23 protein-coding genes and 1 pseudogene are annotated in these 23,296 nt (G+C 64.3%); 5 read left to right on the forward strand and 19 right to left on the reverse strand.

The genetic code is table 11. The features are described from left to right. Window positions 1–325 precede the first annotated feature (325 nt). The 9 genes from gndA to G3N95_RS16485 form a co-directional block, all read right to left on the reverse strand. Window positions 326–1,735, reverse strand: coding sequence for an NADP-dependent phosphogluconate dehydrogenase (gene gndA, locus G3N95_RS16445; protein ID WP_205971135.1), 1,410 nt, complete (start codon window positions 1,733–1,735; stop codon window positions 326–328). A 364-nt stretch (window positions 1,736–2,099) separates the two neighbouring features. Continuing rightward, window positions 2,100–2,714, reverse strand: coding sequence for a DUF938 domain-containing protein (locus tag G3N95_RS16450; RefSeq protein ID WP_205971136.1), 615 nt, complete (start codon window positions 2,712–2,714; stop codon window positions 2,100–2,102). A gap of 6 nt (window positions 2,715–2,720) precedes the next feature. Continuing rightward, on the reverse strand, window positions 2,721–3,326 hold the full coding sequence (locus G3N95_RS16455) for a pyridoxamine 5'-phosphate oxidase family protein (protein WP_205971137.1): 606 nt from the start codon (window positions 3,324–3,326) through the stop codon (window positions 2,721–2,723). Between the two features lie 38 nt (window positions 3,327–3,364). Beyond that, window positions 3,365–4,216, reverse strand: a complete 852-nt coding sequence (locus tag G3N95_RS16460; RefSeq protein ID WP_205971138.1) for an NAD-dependent protein deacetylase — start codon at window positions 4,214–4,216, stop codon at window positions 3,365–3,367. Window positions 4,217–4,255: 39 nt separating this feature from the next. Next, a complete protein-coding gene (locus G3N95_RS16465) occupies window positions 4,256–4,480 on the reverse strand; it encodes an oxidoreductase-like domain-containing protein (protein WP_205971139.1) in 225 nt (74 codons plus the stop codon). Window positions 4,481–4,574: 94 nt separating this feature from the next. Next, the gene (locus G3N95_RS16470) at window positions 4,575–5,351 is read right to left on the reverse strand and encodes an SDR family oxidoreductase (protein WP_205971140.1); all 777 of its coding nucleotides are present in this window, start codon (window positions 5,349–5,351) and stop codon (window positions 4,575–4,577) included. 48 nt (window positions 5,352–5,399) lie between these two features. Continuing rightward, window positions 5,400–6,260 carry a glutamate/aspartate ABC transporter substrate-binding protein gene (locus tag G3N95_RS16475; RefSeq protein ID WP_241018609.1) on the reverse strand — a complete coding sequence of 287 codons (861 nt, stop codon included), beginning with the start codon at window positions 6,258–6,260 and terminating at the stop codon, window positions 5,400–5,402. Window positions 6,261–6,337: 77 nt separating this feature from the next. Beyond that, window positions 6,338–7,588, reverse strand: coding sequence for a D-amino acid dehydrogenase (locus G3N95_RS16480; RefSeq protein ID WP_205971142.1), 1,251 nt, complete (start codon window positions 7,586–7,588; stop codon window positions 6,338–6,340). A 123-nt stretch (window positions 7,589–7,711) separates the two neighbouring features. Then, the gene (locus tag G3N95_RS16485) at window positions 7,712–8,587 is read right to left on the reverse strand and encodes a LysR substrate-binding domain-containing protein (protein WP_205971143.1); all 876 of its coding nucleotides are present in this window, start codon (window positions 8,585–8,587) and stop codon (window positions 7,712–7,714) included. A 188-nt stretch (window positions 8,588–8,775) separates the two neighbouring features. Between G3N95_RS16485 and G3N95_RS16490 the strand changes: the two genes are divergently transcribed. Beyond that, entirely contained in the window at window positions 8,776–9,639 is an 864-nt protein-coding gene (locus G3N95_RS16490) for a polysaccharide deacetylase family protein (RefSeq protein WP_205971144.1), read from the forward strand. 26 nt (window positions 9,640–9,665) lie between these two features. Here G3N95_RS16490 and G3N95_RS16495 read toward each other — a convergent pair whose 3' ends face one another. From G3N95_RS16495 to G3N95_RS16515, 5 genes are all read right to left on the reverse strand, one after another. After that, window positions 9,666–9,917, reverse strand: a complete 252-nt coding sequence (locus G3N95_RS16495) for a GlsB/YeaQ/YmgE family stress response membrane protein (protein WP_205971145.1) — start codon at window positions 9,915–9,917, stop codon at window positions 9,666–9,668. Between the two features lie 178 nt (window positions 9,918–10,095). Next, window positions 10,096–11,517: a DUF2252 domain-containing protein gene (locus G3N95_RS16500; RefSeq protein ID WP_205971146.1), complete on the reverse strand. Its 1,422-nt coding sequence runs from the start codon at window positions 11,515–11,517 to the stop codon at window positions 10,096–10,098. Window positions 11,518–11,792: 275 nt separating this feature from the next. Then, window positions 11,793–13,235, reverse strand: a complete 1,443-nt coding sequence (locus G3N95_RS16505) for a M23 family metallopeptidase (protein WP_205971147.1) — start codon at window positions 13,233–13,235, stop codon at window positions 11,793–11,795. Window positions 13,236–13,475: 240 nt separating this feature from the next. After that, window positions 13,476–14,408, reverse strand: a complete 933-nt coding sequence (locus G3N95_RS16510) for a glycosyltransferase (RefSeq protein WP_205971148.1) — start codon at window positions 14,406–14,408, stop codon at window positions 13,476–13,478. Between the two features lie 3 nt (window positions 14,409–14,411). Then, the gene (locus G3N95_RS16515; RefSeq protein ID WP_205971149.1) at window positions 14,412–15,200 is read right to left on the reverse strand and encodes a hypothetical protein; all 789 of its coding nucleotides are present in this window, start codon (window positions 15,198–15,200) and stop codon (window positions 14,412–14,414) included. Window positions 15,201–15,430: 230 nt separating this feature from the next. On the opposite strand from G3N95_RS16515, the gene G3N95_RS16520 reads away from it, so the two are divergent. Continuing rightward, window positions 15,431–16,057 carry a hypothetical protein gene (locus tag G3N95_RS16520; protein ID WP_241018590.1) on the forward strand — a complete coding sequence of 209 codons (627 nt, stop codon included), beginning with the start codon at window positions 15,431–15,433 and terminating at the stop codon, window positions 16,055–16,057. 148 nt (window positions 16,058–16,205) lie between these two features. Beyond that, on the forward strand, window positions 16,206–16,829 hold the full coding sequence (locus tag G3N95_RS16525) for a LysE family translocator (RefSeq protein WP_205971150.1): 624 nt from the start codon (window positions 16,206–16,208) through the stop codon (window positions 16,827–16,829). A 77-nt stretch (window positions 16,830–16,906) separates the two neighbouring features. Here the strand turns inward: G3N95_RS16525 and G3N95_RS16530 are convergent, their stop codons facing one another. From G3N95_RS16530 to oxlT, 3 genes are all read right to left on the reverse strand, one after another. Then, a complete protein-coding gene (locus G3N95_RS16530) occupies window positions 16,907–18,358 on the reverse strand; it encodes an aldehyde dehydrogenase family protein (protein ID WP_205971151.1) in 1,452 nt (483 codons plus the stop codon). 67 nt (window positions 18,359–18,425) lie between these two features. Next, window positions 18,426–19,448 (reverse strand): LysR family transcriptional regulator, encoded by a 1,023-nt coding sequence (locus tag G3N95_RS16535; protein WP_205971152.1) that lies wholly within the window; start codon window positions 19,446–19,448, stop codon window positions 18,426–18,428. A gap of 33 nt (window positions 19,449–19,481) precedes the next feature. Beyond that, a complete protein-coding gene (oxlT, locus tag G3N95_RS16540) occupies window positions 19,482–20,822 on the reverse strand; it encodes an oxalate/formate MFS antiporter (protein ID WP_205971153.1) in 1,341 nt (446 codons plus the stop codon). Between the two features lie 338 nt (window positions 20,823–21,160). On the opposite strand from oxlT, the gene G3N95_RS16545 reads away from it, so the two are divergent. Both G3N95_RS16545 and G3N95_RS16550 read left to right on the forward strand, forming a co-directional pair. Next, window positions 21,161–22,105, forward strand: coding sequence for a LysR family transcriptional regulator (locus G3N95_RS16545; RefSeq protein ID WP_012403975.1), 945 nt, complete (start codon window positions 21,161–21,163; stop codon window positions 22,103–22,105). Between the two features lie 96 nt (window positions 22,106–22,201). Next, a complete protein-coding gene (locus tag G3N95_RS16550) occupies window positions 22,202–22,459 on the forward strand; it encodes a hypothetical protein (protein WP_205971154.1) in 258 nt (85 codons plus the stop codon). Between the two features lie 75 nt (window positions 22,460–22,534). Here the strand turns inward: G3N95_RS16550 and G3N95_RS16555 are convergent, their stop codons facing one another. Together G3N95_RS16555 and G3N95_RS16560 are read right to left on the reverse strand one after the other, a co-directional pair. Then, complete coding sequence (locus tag G3N95_RS16555; RefSeq protein WP_205971155.1) at window positions 22,535–23,092, reverse strand: NADP transhydrogenase subunit beta; 558 nt, start codon at window positions 23,090–23,092, stop codon at window positions 22,535–22,537. A 61-nt stretch (window positions 23,093–23,153) separates the two neighbouring features. Further along, window positions 23,154–23,296 (reverse strand): annotated as a pseudogene (locus G3N95_RS16560) (formyl-CoA transferase); the annotation flags it as partial.

The following is a 23,296-nucleotide window of genomic DNA, read 5'->3' on the forward strand; positions in this document are numbered from 1 at the left end:
AGAACTTGTTTTTTGATTCGCTGCGAACACCGTGTTCGTCAGCGTTGATGCAAGTTTATGGAAGAGAATGCCCTAGGGAAATCCCTTATCCGGCGAAACTATGTTGCGCCGATTGAAACAATTCGTCGCCTTTCCGGACCATGCTGCTTCTTTGGATCGGGTAATTGCAACACTGTGTTCCAGAATTTGTGCACTTGCTGAAACAATCGTGCTCGGACGGGCCGCCACGCAAAGCAAAACGCCCCGGCGCCATGCAGGCGCCGAGGCGTTTTGACCTTCACGAATCCCCGCCTCGAAGAAAGCGGGAATCCGTCAGCCGGTTCCGTCAGGACCAGTTCGCGTGGAAGCTGCCCGGCTTGTCGAGGCGCTCGAACGTATGCGCACCGAAGAAGTCGCGCTGCGCCTGCACCAGGTTCGCGGGCAGACGCGCCGAGCGGTAGCCGTCGAAGTACGCGATTGCCGACGAGAACGCCGGCACGGGTACGCCCGCCGTCGTCGCCGCGATCACGACGTCGCGCAGCGCCGTCTGATAGTTCGCCGCGATGTCGCGGAAGTAAGGATCGAGCAGCAGATTGGCGATCTGCTTGTCCTTTGTGTAGGCGTCCGTGATCTTCTGCAGGAAGCGGGCGCGGATGATACAGCCGGCGCGGAAGATCTTCGCAATCGTGCCGTAGTCCAGATCCCACTTGTATTCGTCCGACGCCGCGCGCAGTTGCGCGAAGCCCTGTGCGTACGAAATGACCTTGCTGAAGTACAGCGCGCGGCGCACGGCTTCGATGAATGCGGCGCGGTCGCCCGAGAACGGCTTCGCAGCCGGGCCTTCCAGCACCTTGCTCGCGGCGACGCGCTGATCCTTCAGCGACGACAGCACGCGCGCAAACACGGCTTCCGTGATGAGCGGCAGCGGCGCGCCGAGATCGAGCGCGTTCTGGCTCGTCCACTTGCCCGTGCCCTTTTGCGCGGCGCGGTCCATGATCACGTCGACGAGATCCTTGCCTGTCTCTTCATCTTTCTTGTCGAAGATCTTCGAGGTGATCTCGATCAGGTAGCTGTCCAGCTCGCCCTTGTTCCATTCGGTGTAGACGGCGCCCAGTTCTTCGTTCGACAAACCGACCACCTGCTTGAGCACCGCGTAGCTTTCGGCGATCAGCTGCATGTCGCCATATTCGATGCCGTTGTGCACCATCTTCACGAAGTGGCCCGCGCCGTCCGGACCCATATACGCGACGCACGGTTCGCCGTCCGGCGCCTTCGCGGCGATTTCCGTGAGAATCGGGGCAACGAGGTCATAGGCTTCGCGCTGGCCGCCCGGCATGATCGACGGGCCCTTGAGCGCGCCCTCTTCACCGCCCGACACGCCCGTGCCGATGAAGTGCAGGCCCGATTTCGCGAGTTCCTGGTTGCGGCGGATGGTGTCGGTGAAATGCGTGTTGCCGCCGTCGATCAGGATGTCGCCCTTCTCCAGCAGCGGACGCAGCGACGCGATCGTCGCGTCGGTGCCTTCGCCCGCCTTGACCATCATCAGGATGCGGCGCGGCTTTTCCAGCGATGCGACGAACTCTTCCAGCGTGTAGGTCGGAACCAGCTTACGGTCGGGAAACTCCGCGATCAGTTCGTCGGTTTTCTCGCGGGTGCGGTTGAACACGGACACCGCGTGACCGCGGCTCTCGATGTTCAGCGCCAGATTCCGGCCCATCACCGCCAGCCCCACTACGCCGATTGCCTGTTTGCCCATGTGAATTCTCCAGATTCCAGTAAGTCGTGAAGCTGCGCCCACCATCAAGGCGCAGCGTCGAGGATGAAAGAATAAAAGAAATGACGGGATGCCGCTCGCGTACTCCCCGCCCGTCATGCCCATGACGGGCACGGACGATGCATATCGGCTTTCGCCGCGCTTTCGCGCCGTCCGCCGCTGTGCCGGTGCTGTCGTGATGCCGCGCTGTCGACGCTGCGGTTCGCTCGACCGGCTGTGCCGTGCCGCGTTGCCCGCGCTGCTCCGTGCCGGTCTTCTACAGCTTAGTCCGCGAAACGCGCCATGCGCAGGCGCCGTGCAGGCAGTCCGGCAAGTGCGGACTCTAGCGTCAGACCGAGCGCCGCTGCTAACGTTTCCGGAACACCAGGCTGAAGTTGTTGGCGGGCATCGCAACGGCTTCGTCGCCATCGAAACCCGCTGCGTCCGCCAGCGCCACCACGGCTTCCATGTCGCGCACACCCCATGCGGGATTGCGGCTTTGCAACTGCGCGTCGAACGCGGCGTTGCTCGGCGCCGTGTGCGCGCCGCCGCGCCGATACGGCCCGTACAGAAACAGCACGCTGCCCGGTCCCAGCAGCCGGCCCGCGCCGCTCATCAACCCCTGCGCGGATTCCCACGGCGAGATGTGGATCATGTTGATACAGACGACGGCGTCGGCGGCATCGATGCCCCACGACGCATCGCGCACGTCGAGCGCGAGCGGCGCGCGCACGTTGGCGAGGCCGCTATGCGTCGTCCATGCGGCAATCGATGCGCGCGAGTCTTCGTCCGGATCGCTCGGCTGCCAGACGAGTTGCGGCAGTGCCGCGGCGAAATGGATGGCGTGCTGCCCCGTTCCGCTCGCGATCTCGAGCACGGTGCCCGTCGCGGGCAGCACCCGTTCGAGCACGGCGAGGATCGGCTCGCGGTTGCGTTCGGTGGCGGGCGCGTGCTGGCGCTGGTTCGGATCGGGCGTAGTCATCGTGATTCAGTACAGGCTGGTGCGGATGCGTTCTGCGAGGTCGCGATCATACGCGAGCGAATCGAAAGTCTCACCGAAAATCCGCTTGTGCATGTCGCCCGCGCTCGGCAGCCGCGAGCGCTCGACATGGCGCGCCGGGTCCCACAGCTTCGAGCGCACGAGCGCTTTCGAGCAGTGAAAGTAGACGGCGTCGATATCGACGATCAGCACCGAACGCGGCAGCTTGCCGTCGACCGCGAAGCTCTCCAGCAGCGCCGGTTCGGCCGACACGCGCCCGCGACCATTCACGCGCAGCGTCTCGCCGACACCCGGCACGATGAACAGCAGCCCCACGTGCGGATTGACGATCACGTTGCGCAGGCTGTCGATGCGGTTGTTGCCGACGCGGTCGGGAATCGCCAGCGTGCGCTCGTCGAGCAGCCGCACGAAACCGGGTGCGTCGCCGCGCGGCGAACAGTCGAGTCCGTCGGGCCCCGCCGTCGCCAGCACGATGAGTGGCGCGTGTTCGATGAACGCGCGATAGCAGTCGTTGACGTACGGAATCTCCTTGCGCACCGAGCGCTCGTGCGGCTGTCCGTACAGCGCTTCCAGTTCTTCGATCGAGGTGAGCATCGGCGTTCCTGTTCGAATTGACAAATGATGGGCGCGCGTCAGGATCGACTGGCCGCCAGACCCGCCGCGAGCGCAGCAAGCGCATCGCCGCACGGCGCTTCCACTTTCAGCGACAGCAACGCGTCGGCGCGTGTGCGTCCGAGGTTGATCGCGGCGATCGGCTTGCCCATCTTCTGCGCCCACATGCAGAAACGGTAGCCGGAATACACCATCAGCGACGAACCGACGACGAGCATTGCATCGGCGGCGTCGAGCGCGTGCGAGGCCGCCTCGACGCGCGGCTTCGGCACGTTTTCGCCGAAGAACACGACCGCGGGCTTCAGCAAGCCGCCGCAATTCGGGCAAGCGGGCACGCGAAACGAGCCGAGATCGTGCCATTCGAGATGCGCGTCGCCATCGGCGGCAGGTTCGGCTATGACATCGAGCAGCGCGGGATTCTCGTTGATCAGCGTCTGCTGGATCGACGCGCGACGGTGATGCGTGCCGCAATCGAGGCACGTCACTTCGCCGATGCTGCCGTGCAGTTCGATCACGTCGCTACTGCCCGCACGCTGATGCAGGCCGTCGACGTTCTGCGTGACGAGCGTGCGCACATGGCCGGCCGCTTCGAGCCGCGCGAGCGCGCGGTGGGCCGCGTTCGGCTCCGCCTTCGCAACGACGGGCCAGCCGACCGTGCTGCGCGCCCAGTAGCGCTGGCGCGATGCGATCGAGCCGAGAAATTCCTGCAGCGTAATGGGCGGCGAGCGCTTCCACTCGCCGTTCTCGTCACGATAACCGGGAATGCCGGAATCGGTGCTGATGCCCGCGCCCGTCAGCACGAAGAGCCGCGGATAGCGTTCGACGAAGTCTTGCAGCGCGGCGAGCGTGTGAGGTTCGATCAGCGTAGACATGAGGTCGATAGAGCGAGCGGACGTGGACGGGACGCAGGTTCAGCGCTTGCCGCGCGGCTTGCCGTCGCGCTTTGCGTGCCTGGCATGCCGCGCTTCCCATGCCGCCAGCGCCGCGCGATATCGCGTGACTTCCTCTTCGTACAGATCGAACACGCACGGATCGCAGCCGCTATGGCAGCAATCGTCGGGATCGGGCCGTGTGGGCGGCGTGGGGCGCGGGTCGTCGGCGGGCGCGTTCGGGCGCGGCGCCTCGTCAGCAGTCACATCCACTTCCAGTGGTTCGGGAGGCGTCCAGTATAAGTCGGGCGAGATTGCCGCGCTGTGTCATGCCTGCGTCATGTCTCGGGTCACGCGTGCCTTACCCGCGCCCGACGAACGGCATCTTGCTCGCCATGATCGTCATGAACTGCACGTTCGCCGAAAGCGGCAGGCTCGCCATGTGCAGCACGGCGTCGGCAACGTGTTCGACGTCCATCAGCGGTTCGACGGCGATCGTGCCGTTGGCTTGCGGCACGCCGCGCGCCATCCGCTCGGCCATTTCCGTCGACGCGTTGCCGATGTCGATCTGGCCGCACACGATGTCGTACGGCCGGCCGTCGAGCGACACCGATTTCGTGAGGCCCGTGATCGCGTGCTTGGTCGCCGTGTAGGCGATGCTCAAGGGCCGCGGCGCGTGTGCGGAGATCGAGCCGTTGTTGATGATGCGCCCGCCGCGCGGCGTTTGCGCCTTCATCATCGCGAAGGCCGCGCGCGTGCACAGGAACACGCCCGTCAAGTTCGTATCGACGACGGAGCGCCAGTCGTCGAGTTCGATCTGGTCGATTTCGACGGGCGGCGCATTGCGGCCCGCGTTGTTGAACAGCACATCGAGCCGGCCGTAACGCAACCGGATCGCGTCGAACAGCGCGGCGACGCTCGCCGCATCCGTCACGTCGCAAGCAACGGCGAACGCGTCCTTGCCCTGCTGTTCAGCTTCCGTTGCGAGCGCATCGAGCGGGGCCTGCCTGCGCCCCGTCAGCACGACGCTGTAGCCGCTGGCGAGCAGCTTGCGCGCCGTCGCACGGCCGATGCCGCTACCCGCGCCCGTCACGAGCGCCACCTTGTCCGTTTTCGTCGTTTCCGATGTCTGCGTCACACCTTATCTCCAGGTAGGCTGCGCGCGGCACCGCACGACGCGGACACGTCAGTCGAGCGCCCGGTCGTTCGGCTTCGCGAACAGCTGTTTCATCTCCGCCGACAACGGGTAGTTCAGGTTGATGCCCTTCGGCGGAATGGGTTGCGTGAACCACTTCTGATAGAGATTCGCCGCTTCGCCCGAAGTTTGCAAGCGCGCGATCACGCCATCCGTGAGTTTCTTGAAGCCGGGATCGTCCTTGCGGAACATGCAGGCATAGACCTCGGACATCGGCGACGTGCCCGTGATCAGATACTCGTCCGCGTTCGCTTCCTTCGCCTTCGCGCCGTACAGCAGCGGATCGTCCATCACGAACGCAACGGCTCGCCCTGTCTTCACGTTGAGGAACGACTCGGCGTGATCCTTCGCGCTGATGAGGCGCATGTTCATCGACTTCTCGGCGTTCATCTGCCGCAACAGACGCTCTTCCGATGTGCCCGCCGTCGTTACCACCGTCTTGTTCGCGAGATCGCCGAAGTCCTTCACGCCCGAGTCCTTCTTCGCGATCATGCGCACGCCGTACTGGAAGAAGCTGTTCGAGAACGCGACCTGGTTGTCGCGCTCTTTCGTGTGCGTGGTCGAGCCGCATTCGATGTCAATCGTGCCGTTCTGCACGAGTGGGATCCGGTTCTGCGACGTGATGGGAATCTCGCGCACCTTGAGGTCGGGCAGGTTGAGTTCTTTCTTCACCTGATCGACGATCTTCAGTGCGATGGCCTGCGAATAGCCGATCACATGTTGCTCTTCGTCGTAGTACGAAAACGGCACCGAAGATTCGCGCACGCCCAGCGAAATCGCGCCCGTTTCGCGAATTTTCTTCAACGTCGCGCTCGGCTCCTGCGCTGAGGCGTTGCCGCCTGCGACGGCCAATGCGACGAATGCAGCGCACTTTACGATGTTTGTTTTCAAGTCGTGTCTCCTGTTGTGTGGGTGTATGTACAACGAATTCAGCGGTCGTATGCGTAAGCCGCGATATCGACGGATGGCGGGCGGCCCGCGATCAAATCCGCGATCACGCGCGCGCTGCCGCATGCGAGTGTGAAACCCAGCGCGCCGTGACCCGTGTTGAGCCAGAGATTGCCGAAGGGCGTCCGGCCGATCAGCGGCTTCGAGTCGGGTGTGGCGGGGCGGTGCCCGCACCAGGTCTGCGCGTTCGCGTAGTCGCCGGCGGCGGGAAATATCTCTTGCGCCTGGCGTTTGAGCAAGTCGATGCGCGCTGCCCGCTGCGCGTCACGCAAGCCCGCGATCTCGACCATGCCCGCAATCCGCAAGCGCTCGCCAAGCGGCGCGTACACCACCTTGCGATGCAGGTCCGTCACGCTGACGCGCGGCGCGTGCCGTGGATCGGCGCCGTCGATCGTCAGGCTGTAGCCCGTCAGCGGGTAGATGGGTAAACGCACGCCGAGCGCAGCGAGCAGCGGCACGCTGCCGAGTCCCAACGCGACGACGAACGCATCGGCTTCGATATCGCCCGATGCCGTGCGCGCCGCGACGATGCGCGGCCCCGCTGTGACGAGTTCGCGCACCGGCGTGTCATAGCGAAACGTCACGCGATGCCGCTCCCGCAGTGCATCCGCGAGCGCGACGCTGAAGCGCTGACAGTCGCCCGCTTCTTCCGACGGCGTATGAATGCCGCCCGCGATCAACGGTTGCGCATGCGCGAGCGCGGGTTCGAGCACGGTGCACTGGCTGCCGTCCAGCGCGCGCTGATCCGAGCCCGCCGCGACGAGCCGTTCCATCTTGTGCCGCGCGCGTTCGAACTCGTGCGGATCGCGATAGACGACGAGCTTGCCGTTGCGCACGTAGTCGAACGCAATCGACTCACGTTCGACGATCTCATGCAAGGCTGCCTTGCTGAGCGCACCGAGGCTCAGCATCTCGAGCGCCGTCTGCCGCGCGCGATGACTGCGGCACGCGAGCAGAAACGCGGCGCACCAGCGCCATTGCTGCGCATCGAAACGCGGAACGAAACGCAGCGCGGAATCGCGCTTCAACAGCCACGCGGGCAGCTTCGGCAGCACGGCGGGGTCGGCGAGCGGCGCGACATAGCTGTAGCTCAGCTGCCCGCCGTTGGCGAAGCTCGCTTCGAGCGCCGCGCCGCCGCGCGCTTCGACGATCGTCACGTCATGGCCGTCGCGGGCCAGACTCCAGGCCGTCGTCAGTCCGACGACGCCTGCTCCGAGAACACACACACGCATGAATGCTCAAACCTTGCGATTGCATTGCAGGCGAGTGTCGCGCGCCGAAAACGGCGCATCAAATGACGAGATGCGATGCTGCATAACCTCAGGTTAAGGCCGGCGCATCCGTTGATATCGGTCTTACGCGAAGCGTGCGCGCAGTACGTCGACGAATGCGTTGCCCGCCTGCGAAGTCAAACCGCCGTCGCGCCACAACGCAAACACGCCAATCGACAACGGCGGCGCAATGGGCCGCACGCTCACGGCTTCGGCACCGCTCTTCGCGGTCAACTCGTCCAGCAGCGCATGTCCGATGCCGCGCGCGGCCAGCGCACGGGCGACATGCCAGGTATGCGCCTCGACAGCCGGCGCGTGCCCGTCGAGTCCCAATGCTTCCAGCGCATTGCCGATCATCTCGCCCAGCGGATCGGTACTGCCAATGCCGATCCAGTCGCCTTCGACGAACGTCTGCAGCGTTATCGGCTGATCAGCGGCTGTCTCGTTGCGAGGACCGACGCATACGACGGGCGTGCGCCCCAGTTCGACGGACGCGATGCCCGGCCGTGCGGGCGGGTTCAGCGCCACGGCCAGATCGAGGTCGCGCGTCAGCAGCGCGTTCAGCAGTTCCTCGGTGTGGCGCGTCTGGATGCGCAGCGACACACGCGGGTACGCCGCGCGAAACGCCTCGACGGCGGGCGGAATCAGGCTCAGGCCCAGGCTCGGCAGACAGCCGATGCGCAAATGTCCTTCCGGCTGCAGCGCCAGATTGCGCGCGAGGTCGCGGATGCTGTCGAGATTCGCCTGGAGCTTCTGCGTTTCGGAGAACAGCAGCTCGGCTTCGCGCGTCGGCTGAAGGCGGCCGTGCACGCGGTTGAACAGCGTGAGGCCCGCGCTGCGCTCGGCGTGGGCGAGCACCTTGCTGACGGCAGGCTGCGAAACGCACAACAGCTCGGCCGCTTTCGACAGCGAACCGGTGCGCATGATGGCGTGAAAGACTTCGATGTGGCGCAGGCGCATGGCGCGGATCCGCAGGCGGCGGAGCGGTGGAAAGGCGTCAAGGATACTGGGTTTCGGCGAGCACTTTCTCTTTCCAACCCTCCCAATTTCGAGACGGGACGCGCGCGAATGGTATCGTTCGCGTTTGACGTGCATCAAGAAAGTCTGACGGTTCCCGCGAACGCGAAATCCGGCAGACCCAACGCATCATGAATCCACCGAATCCGCCGCTGCCGCGCGCGGCCGCGCAATCGGCGCCCGCGCGCCGCTGGCCCAGCACGGGCAATCCGCCGATGTTCAACGCCACCATTGCGTGGCATGTCGCGATGCTGGCCGGCTGGGCGCTCGCGCCTTCCGCGTGGCCGTGGTGGCTCGCGGGCATCTTCGCGAGCCATCTGGTCGTCGTATCGATCGGATTGTGGCCGCGCTCGTCGCTGCTCGGGCCGAACTGGACGCGCCTGCCCGACACGCCGCGCAACGCCGACGCCGTCGCGCTGACGATCGACGACGGCCCCGATCCCGTCGTCACGCCGAAGGTGCTCGCCCTGCTCGACGCGCATGGCGTGCGCGCAACCTTTTTCTGCATCGGCGCCCGCGCGCAGCGCCATCCCGCGCTGATGCGCGAGATCGTCGCGCGTGGGCACGACGTCGAAAATCACTCGCAGGTTCACGTGCACACGTTCTCAGTCACGCTGCCGGGCGGGCTGACGCGCGAAATCGACGCCGCGCAGCACACGCTCGAAGCACTGACGGGCGAGCGTCCGATGTTCTTCCGCGCGCCGGCCGGCCTGCGCAACCTGTTTCTCGAACCGGTGCTGCAAAAGCTCGACCTGCGGCTCGCCGCCTGGACGCGCCGCGGCTTCGATACGCGTGAACGCAACCCGGAGCGCGTGCTGGAAAGGCTCGTCGATGGCCTCGCCGCGCGCGACATCCTGCTGTTGCACGATGCGAGCGCGGCAATAGGCGCGTCAGGCGAGCCCGTCGTGCTCGACGTGCTGCCGCGCCTGATCGACACCGTGCGCGCGCGCGGACTGCGCTTCGTGACGCTGCGCGACGCGGCCGGCGCCGCCTGATACGCGCCGCGCGACGGTGCGAAATGCTAGGTGCGTCGCCGGATCAGGTGATAGATGAGCAGCAGCACGATCGCGCCGACGATCGACGCGATCCAGCCCGCCGCCTGCCCCGGCTGATACCAACCGAGCGCGCGCCCGATATAGCCCGCCAGCAGCGAGCCGGCAATGCCGAGGATGATCGTCATGATGAGACCCATGCTGTCGTCGCCCGGTTTGAGCGCGCGTGCAATCAGACCGACGACCAGGCCGACGACTATCGTGCCAATGAGGGAAAGCATGCGAACCTCCAGTCAGAGTTAGCACTACGTTGCCCTGCTACTGCCTGCTACGGACGGGCTAACGGCTGAACCGTCCGCCCATGGTGCCCTTGGCGACTGTACCGCGTCGCTGTGCACGCGATCGAACACAGCCCATCGAACGCGCGCCATCGTTCGCAGACGGCGGCGCGCACTCGAATCAGACACGGAAATCGGCGGCCATGTCCTCGTCCGTGCGCGCATCGAGATCGCCGCTGCGACACGCTTTCATGAACACGTCATAATCGCGCTCGACCTGATCGGCATAGGCCGACGCATACTCCGCGAGCGCTTCCGCGAACTGGTCACTGCGTCCAATATACGCGCCGATCTCGATCGCCTTGCCGCCCGCCTTCGCATGCGCGCGCGCCAGCGCCCAGCCGCATAGCCGCGCGTAACCGTTCATCTGCTCGACGTCGAACAGCTCGATGCTCGGCGCCAGTTTCATGTCGCGCAACTGCCGGACATAGAACGGGCGCCCCGACGGTCCCGTCGACCAGCCCAGAAAGATATCGCTCGCGGCCTGCAGCATCCGCTGGCCCAGCACGACGCGCTCGCCCTCGTGCTTCGGCTCGGACTTGCGCGTCCCCGCGTTGAAATGTTGAGCGATCACCGAGCGCCGCGCCTCCTTGACCTGCAGAAAGAGCGGTTTGCCTTGCGGATCGGCCGTGAGCAGCACGAGACAACGCGTGCCCACGCCGCCGACGCCGGCCACCTTGAAGACGAGATCGTGCAGCGCGAACTGGCCGAGCAACTCGCGGCGGTCGTCGTCGAGCGTCCTCAGATAGCCCTGGTATGTCTCGTGGATCAGCTTGTGCCAGTCGCCGGTCTTGAACCAGTCGTCTTCCGGATCGAACAGCGTGTTGGCCCCATGCACGTGGAAAAGACCGGGCGGCAGGTCGCGCATCACGTAACGCTCGCCGTCGCGCTCGGCCAGCTTGTCGAGCATGCTCTCGTGCGTGCGGGCGGCCGCCTTTTCCATCGCGCGCCGGATCAGCCGGCGGTTCTCGGCGTTCACGGCCGTATCGACCATACGGTCGAACGTGATCCGCTCGCACCACAGCTCCAGCGCACCGAATTGCGCGTACTGCGCGATGCGATCGCGATACTGCTTCACGGCCGTCATCACGAGATCGTGAGCGGCGCCGCGGCTGAAGCGCATGTGCCGCGCCGCGAGCACGAAACTCGCGGCGAGGCGCTTCAGATCCCATTCGAACGGCGCAGGCGACACTTCGTCGAAATCGTTCAGGTCGAAAATCAGCTGACGCTCGGGCGTCGCGAAGCCGCCGAAGTTCAGCAGATGCGCGTCGCCGCAGATCGGCAGCGTGAGCGTCGTGTGCGGCGTCAAGCTCAGATCGTGCGCCTGCAGGATCGCGCTGCCGCGAAAGAACGCGAACGGCGACGCCGTCATGCGCCCGTAACGAAGCGGCACGAGACGCTCGACGCGTCCTTCGCTGCTTTGCCGGAGCAGGTCGATGGGATGGCGATGCATGGGACCGATCGCGCGATGACTGGAGCGTCTTGCGTGTTCGCGGGCCGAGCGCCCGCTGGCTTCCCGTTCCGCGATGGTGCTGGCCTTCATGCTTTTCTCCGTTCTTGTGAATCGGCTTGCATCGGGAGCGCTGCGACCGCGTGCCGAAGGCGCGTCATGCGTTGGACGGCTTCGGGCTGGCGGACATGTTCGCCTCGGTCGTGTTGCGCTGCACAGCGAAAACGGGGCGCGCACGTCCATCGGATGGACTGTATTAAATCTCGCGGCGCCCAGGCGCGCAAGTCCACGCGCCGCGGAACGGCGAACGGCAACGGGACAGGCAATAGGAAAGAAGCGATGGCGCGCGGCGCGCCATCGTGGCCGCATCAGAAGAAACGCGGCGGCTGGAGGATCAACGCGATGCGCGGAGGCTGCGACGACAGCGCAGCCAGGCTCGTGCGCGCGGCCTCGGCGCGCTCGTTGAACGCGACGCGCGCGGCACCCGACAGCGGCGCGACGAACCGATGGGCGGTCAGCGTCATCGGATCGACGGGATGGTCGTCCTTGCGCACTTCGTAGTGCAGGTGCGGCCCCGTCGTCGTCCCGGTGCGGCCGACATAACCGATCACCTGCCCCTGTTCGATGCGCTGTCCTGGCTTCAACTCGCCCGCGAACAGCGACAAATGCGCGTACCAGGTCGAATAGCCGTCGTCGTGACGCAGCACGACGTGCTTGCCATACCCGCGCCCGTCGACGGCCATCTCGACGATGCCGCCCGCCGCCGCGTAGATCGGCGTGCCGGCGGGCGCGGTCAGATCGACGCCCGTGTGGAAGCGGCGCTCGCCGTAGACGGGATGCCGGCGCATGCCGAACGGCGAACTCACCCGGCCATAGTCCAGCGGCATCGTGAACGGCTCGCTTGCGATCCGCGCGCCGTCGAGCGTGTAGTACGCGCCTTGCTCCGCGCCCGGCGCGGCGAACCAGAGCGCATCGTACGCACGTCCGTTCAGACGGACTTCGAGCGACGCAACGCGCGGTTCGGCCGAATCGCCGGCTGGCTCCATCACGATCCGATACTCGTCGCCCGCTTGCGCCGGTGCGTCCACGTCGACGCGGCCCGCGAATATCCCGGCGATCTGCTCGACGACGCTCGCGGCGAAACCCGCGTGTTCGAGCGACGCACGCAGCGACGTGTCGATCGGGCCGGCGCTCGACCGGACGTCGCCGCCCTGCATGCTGAAGCCCGCGACGTCGCCGAACGCTGTCGTCGCCTCGCCGGCGTCATCGGGCGCGCCTTGCTGCTTGACGCGGCCGGACCATTCGTGGACCTCACTCTGGTCATCGTGGGCGATGGGTACGCACATCGTCGGCGTGGTCGCGCAGACCGTGCCGAGCACCAGTGCGTTCGACGGCATGCGCAAACTGAGCGACGCCATCGAATAGCCCTGCATCTGCGTAGCAGCGTCGCTGCGGGCGGGCGGCGATACGGACGCGCCAGCCTTGGGCGGATTCACAATGGATTCGGCACGCGCGGCATCGGCGTCACGCGACGAACGCGGTACGGCATCGAACGAAGTGGCGGGTTGCGCGCCCGGCAACGTCATCTTCCGTGCAACAGCAAGATGGTGCCGCCGCTTGTGAGCGAAACCATGTTTGTGCGCCTTCTGGGCGGCGAGCGCGGTGGACGCACCGGGCGCCATCGAGGCCCCGATCCACAACGCCGAAAATGCGGCCACGCTGGAAAGCGTCTTGCGTTTGAATGGCAGCGGACGAACCGGTGCCACGGAGATGCCCTGCCCGCGCGCGAGGAATGATCGCAGGTGATTCACGTCAAGATCTCGCGTTGGAAACAAAAGGCTGCGGGCATGAACAGCCGCGCCTGAGAGGCACGGCTGCGGCGCGTGGCGATAACGGATCGATCGATCCAGCGACCTGTCGATCGTTGCATCGCGCCGCGCGGCCCGGCAAGTGATCTTTGAAGTTTAAGGAGCGGACGCGTCCGGTTGAATCGCCAGATTCTTAATTTCTCTCAAGGCGATCTGAGACTCGTCGCGTCGATTATCGGACCGTCATGACAACAGGCTGCGCAGATACGCGTCCCACTCACCGATGCGCCTGTCCCACGAATAGAAGCGCGTGAAGTAGTCGACCTGCTGCGCGCGCAAGCGCTCGTCGTCGGCATTGCGCGCCCGGACCGCCGCGATCGCCGCATCGAGCGCGGCAGCGAAACGCTGCGCGTGAACCTGCATGTTTTCGGTGAACGGATAGAGCTTCGCGTAGTTCGCGCAGGTCTCGGGCAGACCGCCATACGCCGCGCAGACGGTGAGACAGCCGGCCGACATCGCTTCGATGGCCGCAATGCAACTGGTCTCCGGCTCGATGTTCGGATACGCGAAGATGTCGCATTCGCTCAGCATGCCGCGCACGACGGCATTCGGCTGCGCGCCGTGATAGCGGATACGCGGATGCGCGCGGCATCGCTCGAACAGCGACCGATAAGGCGCGTCGCGCTCCGCCCAGTCATAGATGCCGAAGCTTGAAAAAACGTCGAGTTCGATGTCGGCGTGGCGAGTCGCGAGGTACTCGAATACCGGCACGAGAATTTCGAGGCCGCGATCCGGCGTCGTGTGGTAGATCAGGCGGATGCGTTCGCCGCGCCGCGGACGATAGGCGTCGAACGGCTCGATTGCGTTCTGAAGCACCGTCATGTCCGCGTACGGCACGTTTGGAATCATCTGGTACAACGCCGCCTGATAATGCGACACGCACACGATGCCGGCAAACGCTGCGCGGTTCTCAGCGTGTTCCAGGAAGCTGGCCTCTTCCCGGCTCGGCTTGTCGTGCAGCCAGAGAATCCGCTTACGCTCAGGATCGAGCCGGCGCACGCGTGATGGAATGATCTGAAACTGTCGCGCCAGCTGCGGGTCGAGTCGCGCGTGAAGCGCGTGCAGCATCAATTCCGTGCCGCCGCGCGCACGCACGCTCAATTCGTTGGCTTCCATGCGTCAGCACTCGCCGCCGATCGCCGTCTGCGGACTCGCCGCGAGCGACGCGCCGAAGTCGCCGTGCCACGTGTACAGCCCCTGATGCGACAGCTTCGATTGCGTATCGACGAACACCCGGCCGCCGATCTCGCGCCAGCGTCGGCAGAACGCATAGTCTTCCGACAGGTAGCGCTGGGTCGACGGTTCGACCATCACGTCGAAGAAGCGATAGCAGAGATCGTAGAGCGGCGAATCGGGCGGACCGTCTGGCACGTATTTCAGTTCGGGCAGGCGGGCGATCATCGTTTCGATCACGCTGCGCCGGATGCACATGAAGCCCGTCGGCGCTTCGCTGACTTCGAGAAATCCGTCGCCGTCGATCCCGGAAGACACGCCGTCGTGCGCATTCACGGGATAGCGCAAGTAGCGCGCCGCGAAGGTTTCCTGGGTGATGCCGGCGGGCAGCACGCCGGGCCAGTCGAAGCGCTTGAGCGGATAGACGCCCGCCACGACATCGCGATCGGCCAGCAGCAGACGGAGCACCTGATCGACGGAAAAGCCGACGTCCGCGTCGATCCAGAACAGATGCGTAAAGCCCGGATCGAGCAGGAATTCGGCGACGGCTTCGTTGCGTGCACGCGTGATCAGGCTCTCGCCGGAACGGATCCGCACTGCCCCCTGCATGCCCGTCGTCCATAACGCGTTATTGAGCGCAAGCATGCTGTTTGCGAAGTTCGCCGCGACGTTGCCGCCATAGCATGGCGTCATGAACAGCGGCTTCATCGATTGGAGTGCGGACGGTGGGAGCATGGACATGATTCCTGTCGAGTCGAAAGTGAACGTCGACGAGTATCACTGACCATCTAAAAAATAAATGTAGGAGCAATCTTAATGCGATAAGCGGCGCGCGCTTTCGGGATCTGCACCAAGGCGCCTGCGATGCAAACTGGCCGCTTTGCGGGTAATCATCTCTTTGCTCGCTTTTCATCGCGTTCTGACGAAGCTGCACTCATTTTAGGATGCGTCTCATATTCGCCGGGATGTCTGCACGACAGACTCTCACGCTTTCGACCTTCATCACGCAGCGTCACGCCTGCTGCGCCATCGACGTGAACCCGCTCCTGCTCAAACGCTCCAGCCTCGCCTGCTTCGCGCTCCTGACGTCCGCCTGCTCGTTCTTCGTGCCGCGCTCCGCGTCGTCGAACGAGACGCCCGCAAACAACGCGCTCGTCATCGCTCCCGCTCGCGGATTCGCCTACATGCCCGCGCTCGATGGCCATATCACCGCCGACCGGATCGCCAACACGGCGACGACGTCGATCCTGCTGAAGAAGGGCGTCGGGACGGTCGTGCGCGACGCGGTCGTGTCCGCGTGGCGCAAGTCGGGCATCGCCGTGACCACGCACGACAGACTGGTGCTGAGCGGCCGGATCGAAGTGCTCTCGGTCGACGATGCGCGCTCGCCCGCCACATGGTCGATGACGGTCTGCTACTTCGTCACCAACGAGTCGACGAAGGAAACCGTCTACGTAAAGAGCAACACGGTGCATCTGTACCGGCAGAAGTTCACCAACCCCGCGTTCGCACTCGACGACGTCGTCAAGCTCAGCGTCGATACGCTCGTCAGAGACCCGTCGTTTCATCAGGCGCTTCAACCCGTGCAATAGCGCGCGACACAACCCGCCCTCGCGCCGCACCATCGCAGCGCGCTCCTTTCCGCTGCCGCCCATGCGCGGCCGACGTTTCGCTACAATCAGGAATTCCCCATCCGAATTCGCCGCCGCGCCGCGCGGCGGCTCATCCGAGCGAGCCGTCATGTCCCTCACCGCCTGGCTGTTCTTTCTCCCCGCGTGCTTCGCGATCAACATGGCGCCCGGCCCCAACAACCTGCTGTCGATCAACGTCGCGGCACGGCACGGTTTCATGACCGCTTTCGTCGCGGGAAGCGGGCGGCTGGTGGCGTTTGCCGGCATGCTGGTGCTGGCCGCAACGGGCCTTGCCGTCGTGCTGCATGCGTCCGAACTGTTTTTCCTCGCGATCAAGCTGACGGGCGCGGCCTATCTGATCTGGCTCGCCATCCAGCTCTGGCGCAGCGACGCGGGACCGATGGACGCGCTCAAGCAGGACGACGCGTCGCTGTGGCGCATCGCGCGTCAGGAGTGCTTCGTGGCGGCGGGCAATCCCAAGGCGATTCTCGTGTTCACCGCGTTCCTGCCGCAATTCGTCGATATTTCGAAGCCGATGCTTCCGCAGTTTGCCGTGCTCGGCGCGAGCTTCCTCGTGCTCGAATGGTTCGCGATTGCGCTGTATTCGTGGGCGGGCATGCATCTCGGCAAGTGGTTGACGCGCGCCACCGTGCGCCGCTGGTTCAATCGCTGCTGCGGCGCGTTTCTGGGCGCGATCGGCGTGAGCTTTCTGCTGGTGCGGCGCACCACCTGAACGGCCTTCCGGGCGCGTGGTCGTACGAAAAGAAAAAGCGGATCGCACGATCCGCTTTTTTCATGGCGAAGCCTGCGTCAATGTTCGATGGCAAGCCAGATCGCTTTCGGTTCCGTGAAGTTTTCGATTGCGACGTCGCCGTGTTCGCGGCCGAAGCCCGAATCGCCCGAACCGCCCCACGGCAGGCGCACGTCGGTATAGCCGTAGGTGTTGATCCAGACCGTGCCGGCCTTCAGCGCATGGGCGACGCGATGCACCCGGCCAATGTCCGCGCTCCACACGCCCGCCGCCAGACTGTAGGCCGTGCCGTTCGCGATGCGCACCGCGTCCTCTTCGTCGTTGAAACGCACCACGCTCGCCACCGGCCCGAAGATTTCCTCCTGCGAGATACGCATCTCGTGCTCGACGTTTGCGAACACCGTCGGCTCGACGAAAAAGCCTTTCTGGCCGATACGCGCGCCGCCCGTCACGATCGACGCGCCCTCGTTCCTGCCGATATCCACGTAATCGAGCACCGTCTTCATCTGCGCGGCGGACACGAGCGGCCCCATCGTCGTCTCGCGCTCGGCGGGATCGCCGACCTTGATCCCTTTCGCGCGCGCCGCGAGCCGTTCGACCACTTCATCGTAGACATCGCGATGCGCAAGAATGCGCGAGCCCGCCGAACACACCTGCCCCGTGTTGAAGAAGATGCCGGAAGCGGCCGCGCGCACGGCGTTGTCGATATTTGCATCGGCGAAAATCACGTTCGCAGACTTGCCGCCCAGTTCCAGAGTCACGCGCTTGAAGTTGCCCGCCGCGCCCTGCAGAATGCCGCGCCCAACCGACGGCGAGCCCGTGAACGTAACCTTGTCGATGTCCGGATGCGCGACGATCGCGTCGCCGACCACCCGCCCCTTGCCCGTCACGATGTTCAGCACACCGGGCGGCACGCCCGCCTCCAGCGCGAGTTCGGCGACGCGCAGCGCGGACAGCGGCGTGATCTCGGCGGGCTTGACGACCATCGTGCAACCGCACGCGAGCGCGGGTGCGATCTTCCACATGCCGATCATCAGCGGAAAATTCCACGGCACGATCGCGCCGACCACGCCGACGGGCTCGCGTATCGTGTAAGTGAGCGCATCGGGGCGCACGGGGACGACCTGCCCGTTGATCTTGTCGCACCAGCCCGCGTAGTAAGCGAGCGTGTCGATGGCGGCGGGCACGTCCTGGCGTTTGACGGCCGCGAGCGGCTTGCCCGCGTCGAGACTTTCCAGCGCGACGATTTCGTCCTGGTGCTCGCGCAGCACTTCGGAGAAGCGCATCAGGATCCGGCCGCGCTCGGCAGCGCGCATGCCGTTCCAGACTTTGAGGGCAGCGCGCGCGGCCTTCACGGCCGTATCGACATCCTGCGCGCTGCCTTGCGCGACGAGCGCTATCGGCTCTTCCGTCGCGGGGTTGAGATTGACTGAGTATTCGCCCGTGCCGGGCGGCAGCCGCTTACCGTCGATGAGAAGATCATGGCGTCTGAGGTCGGTTTCAGTGTCCATCACATACTCCTTGCGATTGGCGATATTGCATGTTCGCGAACCGATGGCTGAACCGCCCGCACCCGCGCTATGAGGCCCGCATCAGCGCCTCGTCATCGGGTACGCACGGGATCGGTTCGTGTGTGGCTCCTTTGATTGTCGAGTGTGCAATTGCTGCGCCAGCGCTCGCGGGCGCACTGGCATGGGCGGGCAACTCCTTGCCGGCGAACAGCGACCACACGGCTTCCGCATTCGGACGCAACGAGCGGTTGCGGCGCCGCACGAGCATCGTCGTCACAGACACTTCAGGCACGAGCGGAAGCGCGACGAGCGCAGCCGGCAACGCGGCAGCGTGCGGGTCGACAGGCAGCACGCCAATGCCGAGTCCCAGTTCGATCATACGCAACGCGGCGGCGAGATGCCCGCATTCGTTGGCGCGGGCAGCGTCGATCCGGTGTGTGTTGAACGCGCGCTCGGTGACGTTGCGCGTGCCCGCCTCCGCGTTGAGCGTGACGAGCTGCGTGGCGCTCCGGCTGTTGCGCAGCGCTTCCCAGTGCAGCGCGGCGCCGGACGCAAGCGGATGCGCGTGCGGCAGCACCGCGCACAGCGGCGTCGACACGAGCGGCTGCATGTGAAAGGCATCCGCACCCGCGACGTTCGCGTCGCACAGCACGCCAAAGTCGACTTCGCCCTGCTCGATGGCTGCGAGCACGGCATGTTGAGGCTGTTCTTTCGCGGTGACGATCAGGTCGGGGAAATGCGCGGCGCTACGCGCGAGCCGTTCGGGCAACCAGCCCGACGACGTCACGGGATCGCACGCGACCACGACCAGCCCTGTGTGCTCTTCGTGCGCGGCGCGCTCCTCGCGCAAGGTGAGCTCGATCTCTTCGATCAGGCGCCCGATGCGCCGTTCGAGCCGCGAGCCGGCTGTCGTCAGCTCGACCTGACGCGTCGTACGATCGAAGAGGCGCAAGGCAATCGACTCTTCGAGTTCGCGCACGCACCGGCTCACGGCCGACTGCGTCAGATCGAACTCGCGCGCCGCACGGGTGAAGCTCCGCTGACGCGCGACGGCGACGAACACCTTCAATTGCTGCAACGATACGTTCATGTGTTCACGTCGCCATGTTGAAGTGATACGGGTTTATTCGCCCGTCTGTTCCGGCCAGTGACGCAGGCCCGGTCCATTTGCCGCGAGTTCCGACTCGAGTTCGTGAGAGGTCTCGTTCGACGAAGCGATCCAGCGTGCGCGCATCGGCGCGAGCACGAACTTCGCCGACACACCGGCGGCGATCGTGATCACGGCCGACACGATGAACACCAGGTTCCAGCCGCCCGTCGCCGCGAGCACGGAGGCGATCGGCACGATCAGCGAGGCCGTGCCCTTTGCGGTGTAAAGCGTGCCGGCATTCGCCGCCGCATACTTGCTGCCGAACGTGTCCGCGCAGATCGCCGGGAAGATCGAGAAGATCTCGCCCCAGAACAGGAAGATCAGCGCCGCGAACGTCATGAACGCATACGGGTTCTGGCCGTACTGCATCAAGCCCAGCAGCGCGAGGCCTTCGCCGATGAAGATCGCGAACATCGTGTTCTCACGGCCGATCTTGTCCGAGATGAAACCGCAAAACGGACGCGTGAAGCCATTGCAGATGTTGTCGATCGACAACGTCATCGTGAGCAGCGGCAGCGTGGCGCCGAACAGCGTCATCGGCAGCTTCGCGAGGCCCCAGTCCTTTGCGATCGGACCGATCTGCGCCGTCGCCATCAGACCACCCGCGGCGACCGCGACGAACGATGCGTAGATCACCCAGAACACCGGCGACTTGATCATCTGGCCCGGCGTGTAATCCTGCTTCGTGACGGCGAACTTGCGCTTGACGGCAGCCACCTTCACGCCTTCCGGCTTTCTCAACAGCAACGCCAGCACGAAGATCGAAACGCCTTGCAGGATGCCGAAGAACAGGAACGTGTGCTCGTAACCTGTGCGCGTAATCATGTTTGCAATCGGGATCACCGTGACGGCAGCGCCTGCACCGAAGCCCGCAGCCGTCAGGCCGGCTGCGAGACCGCGCTTGTCCGGAAACCACTTCAGCGCATTGCCGACGCACGTGCCATACACGCCACCCGCGCCGATACCGGCAATCACGGACGCCATGTACAACTCCGGCAGCGTCGTCGCATACGAATTCATCACCCACGCAAGACCCGCGCAGATCGCGCCGCCCGCGACGACAGGACGCGGACCGAAGCGGTCGACGAGCCACCCTTCGACAGGCACCAGCCACGTCTCGGTCAGAATGAAGATCGAGAACGCGAGCTGAACTTCGGCCTGCCCCCAATGATGCTTCGCACTCATCGGTGCGACGAACAGCGTCCATGCGTATTGCAGGTTGGCGACGAGCGCCATGCATAGAATGCCGAATGCCAGTTGCCACCAACGGCTGCGCCAGAACGCAACCGGAGCTTGCTGTGAAATGCTGTTCATGTGCCTGTCTCCGCTATCTATTTAGGGCAGCCGGCCAAAGCGCCGGTCTGTATGCATGCCACCTTATAGTTGTGCCCCGATCCGACCGCTTCGGGGATATTCGCAATGCCAATTCCACTTCTTCTTTTCTAAAAAGCCTTTAAGCCGATTTACCGGTTCCATTAGATCTTTTCCGGTCGCCTGTTCTTCTTGTCGCCTCATCGGGGCCTTGTTTTAGGCGTTAACCCGATGCTTGCGCTGCGATTCGGCCATTACATAATCCATGCTAGGGTCAATGCTGAATTACTGATAATTAAAGTTTGTTACCATAAAGATTCATCTTCGCTTATACATCTGCCATGACAATGCGTAACGCGACCCTGCGCCAGCTGAAAGTCTTCGAAACGGTGGCGCGGCATCTGAGCTTCTCGCGCGCAGCGGAGGAACTTCACCTCACGCAGCCCGCCGTATCCACCCAGGTCAGGCAGCTCGAAGAGCATGCTGGCCTGCCGCTGTTCGAGCAGCTCGGCAAAAAGATCTACCTGACGCCGGCGGGCACCGAAATGCTTCACTACAGCCGCGCGATCATTCAGCAGTTTCATGAAGTCGATGAAGCGATGGGCCAGTTGAAGGGCGTGTCGGGCGGCAGGCTGAACGTCGCGGTGATCAGTGCGGGCGACTACTTCTTTCCGCGCCTGCTCGGTGAATTCACGCGCCGCTATGCGGGTGTCGAACTGAATCTTTCCGTGCACAACCGCGAAGAACTGTTGCATCAGCTGTCGACCAATCAGACCGATCTCGCGGTGATGGTGCGTCCGCCACAGGAGATGGACGCGATCAACGAAGCATTCGCGCCGCATCCGTATGTGATCGTCGCGGCGCCCACGCATCCGCTTGCGAACAAGCGCAACATCAAGCTCAGCCAGCTCGCGAGCGAAGCGTTCGTGGTGCGCGAGCGCGGCTCCGATACATGGAATTCGATGGAGGAAGGCTTTGCGGGACGTCTGACGAACCTCAAGATCGCGATGGAAATCAAGAGCACGGAGACGATCAAACAGGCCGTGATCGCGGGCATGGGCATCGCGTTCCTGTCGGCGCATACCATTAGCCTCGAACTGCAGGTCGGGCACCTGGTCGTGCTCGATGTCGAGGGTTTTCCCGTGATGCTCAACTGGTACGTCGTGCATCGCAAGAACAAGCGCTTGCCGCCCGTCGCGGTGGCGTTCAAGCGTTTTCTGATGGAAGAAGGTGCGAATCTGATCGAGCAGATCACGCGCGTGAACCAGCTGGCCGTCCATAAATGACGAGCTATGGATTGCCAATAAAACTTTAACTATTGCGGATTCGTTGCGGCTTCTATGCTTCTCTCGAACGTCGTCACCCGACCCAGGAGCATTGCGATGAATCAGTCTGCCGAACTGCACAATGAAGCGCTGCTGAGCGCCTACAACGCCGCGTTCAGCGATCTCGGCCTGCGCTTTCGCTGGAGCCAGGCCACGCTCGACTTCTTCGACGACGTCAGCAACGAAGTGACGCGCATCACCGCCTACATCGAGCGCTTTCAGGCGCATCTGCTCAACGCCTATGACGCCGACTTTCTCGCGCAACTGATCTTCGACAGGAAGAATCAGTTCTTTCGCGAGTCCACGGCTCAATGACGCAGGGTTGCAGTTCATCGACTTTTCACTCCGACGTCCGCGCTTTCAGACAGGCGCGGACATCATGTGTTTTCCTCAGTGACGGTTGACCTGATGTCGCTGGCGGCTGCGCACGCGCAGCGTTGCATGCGCCATGTGCGCGTTTCTCGCTGATGACAGACAACGCGCCTGAGTACGGCGCGGATTGCTCGTATAAGTCCAGCACTGCGTGAAATCGTCGGATGGCTGCATGCGCGCGGCGTCGCCGTCCCATGTGACGCGCAGCGATGCGCTGCGCCGCGCCAACATGCCGCAATGCGCAGGCGCACGCATATCGTGCTCATGTGTGGTCAGCATCACGTGTGCCCCGAGTGCCGCAGCGAGCAGGCTGACCGCGAACAGCGCCGCAGCGCCAGGCAGTTGCGCCGGCTCGTTGACAAAAGCGTAACCGAGCCAGATACACAATCCCATGGCGAGCAGATCGACAATCTTGTCGCCTGCTGCCGCTTGCCGCGCGCTTCGCCTGCCATGCGTGAACCGCTTGACGAACACGATCGACGCGATCGCGAACATCAATGCGCCCGAGAAGACAAATACATACAGTTCGAGGCGCTCGAGTCCCGACCACGCGATGAAGTCCGCACCATCCGGCATGTCATCTCCTTGCGTTGCGCATTCGCGCCAAATTCGTTCGATACTTATCTATGCTGCTTGCTCAGATAGCGCCCGCCGTCCTGAGCGCTTCGATCTGTGCGGACGAGTAGCCGAGTTCGGCCATCACTTCGTCGGTGTGTTCGCCGAGCAGCGGCGAACGTGTGACTTCCGTCGGGCTGTCCGACAGCTTGATCGGGTTGCCCA

The sequence above is a fragment of the Paraburkholderia sp. Tr-20389 genome, from assembly GCF_017104565.1.
Classification (GTDB): Bacteria; Pseudomonadota; Gammaproteobacteria; order Burkholderiales; family Burkholderiaceae; genus Paraburkholderia.

What these genes read in the sequence shown, in the direction of transcription:
- G3N95_RS16455 (WP_205971137.1), bottom strand. Translation starts at nt 3,326, where the DNA reads ATGCTCACCTCGATCGAAGAACTGGAAGCGCTGTACGGACAGCCGCAC.
- G3N95_RS16450 (WP_205971136.1), bottom strand. Translation starts at nt 2,714, where the DNA reads ATGACTACGCCCGATCCGAACCAGCGCCAGCACGCGCCCGCCACCGAA.
- G3N95_RS16520 (WP_241018590.1), top strand. Translation starts at nt 15,431, where the DNA reads ATGTCTGCACGACAGACTCTCACGCTTTCGACCTTCATCACGCAGCGT.
- G3N95_RS16525 (WP_205971150.1), top strand. Translation starts at nt 16,206, where the DNA reads ATGTCCCTCACCGCCTGGCTGTTCTTTCTCCCCGCGTGCTTCGCGATC.
- G3N95_RS16550 (WP_205971154.1), top strand. Translation starts at nt 22,202, where the DNA reads ATGAATCAGTCTGCCGAACTGCACAATGAAGCGCTGCTGAGCGCCTAC.
- G3N95_RS16530 (WP_205971151.1), bottom strand. Translation starts at nt 18,358, where the DNA reads ATGGACACTGAAACCGACCTCAGACGCCATGATCTTCTCATCGACGGT.
- G3N95_RS16510 (WP_205971148.1), bottom strand. Translation starts at nt 14,408, where the DNA reads ATGGAAGCCAACGAATTGAGCGTGCGTGCGCGCGGCGGCACGGAATTG.
- gndA (WP_205971135.1), bottom strand. Translation starts at nt 1,735, where the DNA reads ATGGGCAAACAGGCAATCGGCGTAGTGGGGCTGGCGGTGATGGGCCGG.
- G3N95_RS16480 (WP_205971142.1), bottom strand. Translation starts at nt 7,588, where the DNA reads ATGCGTGTGTGTGTTCTCGGAGCAGGCGTCGTCGGACTGACGACGGCC.
- G3N95_RS16545 (WP_012403975.1), top strand. Translation starts at nt 21,161, where the DNA reads ATGACAATGCGTAACGCGACCCTGCGCCAGCTGAAAGTCTTCGAAACG.
- G3N95_RS16495 (WP_205971145.1), bottom strand. Translation starts at nt 9,917, where the DNA reads ATGCTTTCCCTCATTGGCACGATAGTCGTCGGCCTGGTCGTCGGTCTG.
- G3N95_RS16485 (WP_205971143.1), bottom strand. Translation starts at nt 8,587, where the DNA reads ATGCGCCTGCGCCACATCGAAGTCTTTCACGCCATCATGCGCACCGGT.
- G3N95_RS16460 (WP_205971138.1), bottom strand. Translation starts at nt 4,216, where the DNA reads ATGTCTACGCTGATCGAACCTCACACGCTCGCCGCGCTGCAAGACTTC.
- G3N95_RS16555 (WP_205971155.1), bottom strand. Translation starts at nt 23,092, where the DNA reads ATGCCGGATGGTGCGGACTTCATCGCGTGGTCGGGACTCGAGCGCCTC.
- G3N95_RS16535 (WP_205971152.1), bottom strand. Translation starts at nt 19,448, where the DNA reads ATGAACGTATCGTTGCAGCAATTGAAGGTGTTCGTCGCCGTCGCGCGT.
- G3N95_RS16500 (WP_205971146.1), bottom strand. Translation starts at nt 11,517, where the DNA reads ATGAAGGCCAGCACCATCGCGGAACGGGAAGCCAGCGGGCGCTCGGCC.
- G3N95_RS16515 (WP_205971149.1), bottom strand. Translation starts at nt 15,200, where the DNA reads ATGCTCCCACCGTCCGCACTCCAATCGATGAAGCCGCTGTTCATGACG.
- oxlT (WP_205971153.1), bottom strand. Translation starts at nt 20,822, where the DNA reads ATGAACAGCATTTCACAGCAAGCTCCGGTTGCGTTCTGGCGCAGCCGT.
- G3N95_RS16490 (WP_205971144.1), top strand. Translation starts at nt 8,776, where the DNA reads ATGAATCCACCGAATCCGCCGCTGCCGCGCGCGGCCGCGCAATCGGCG.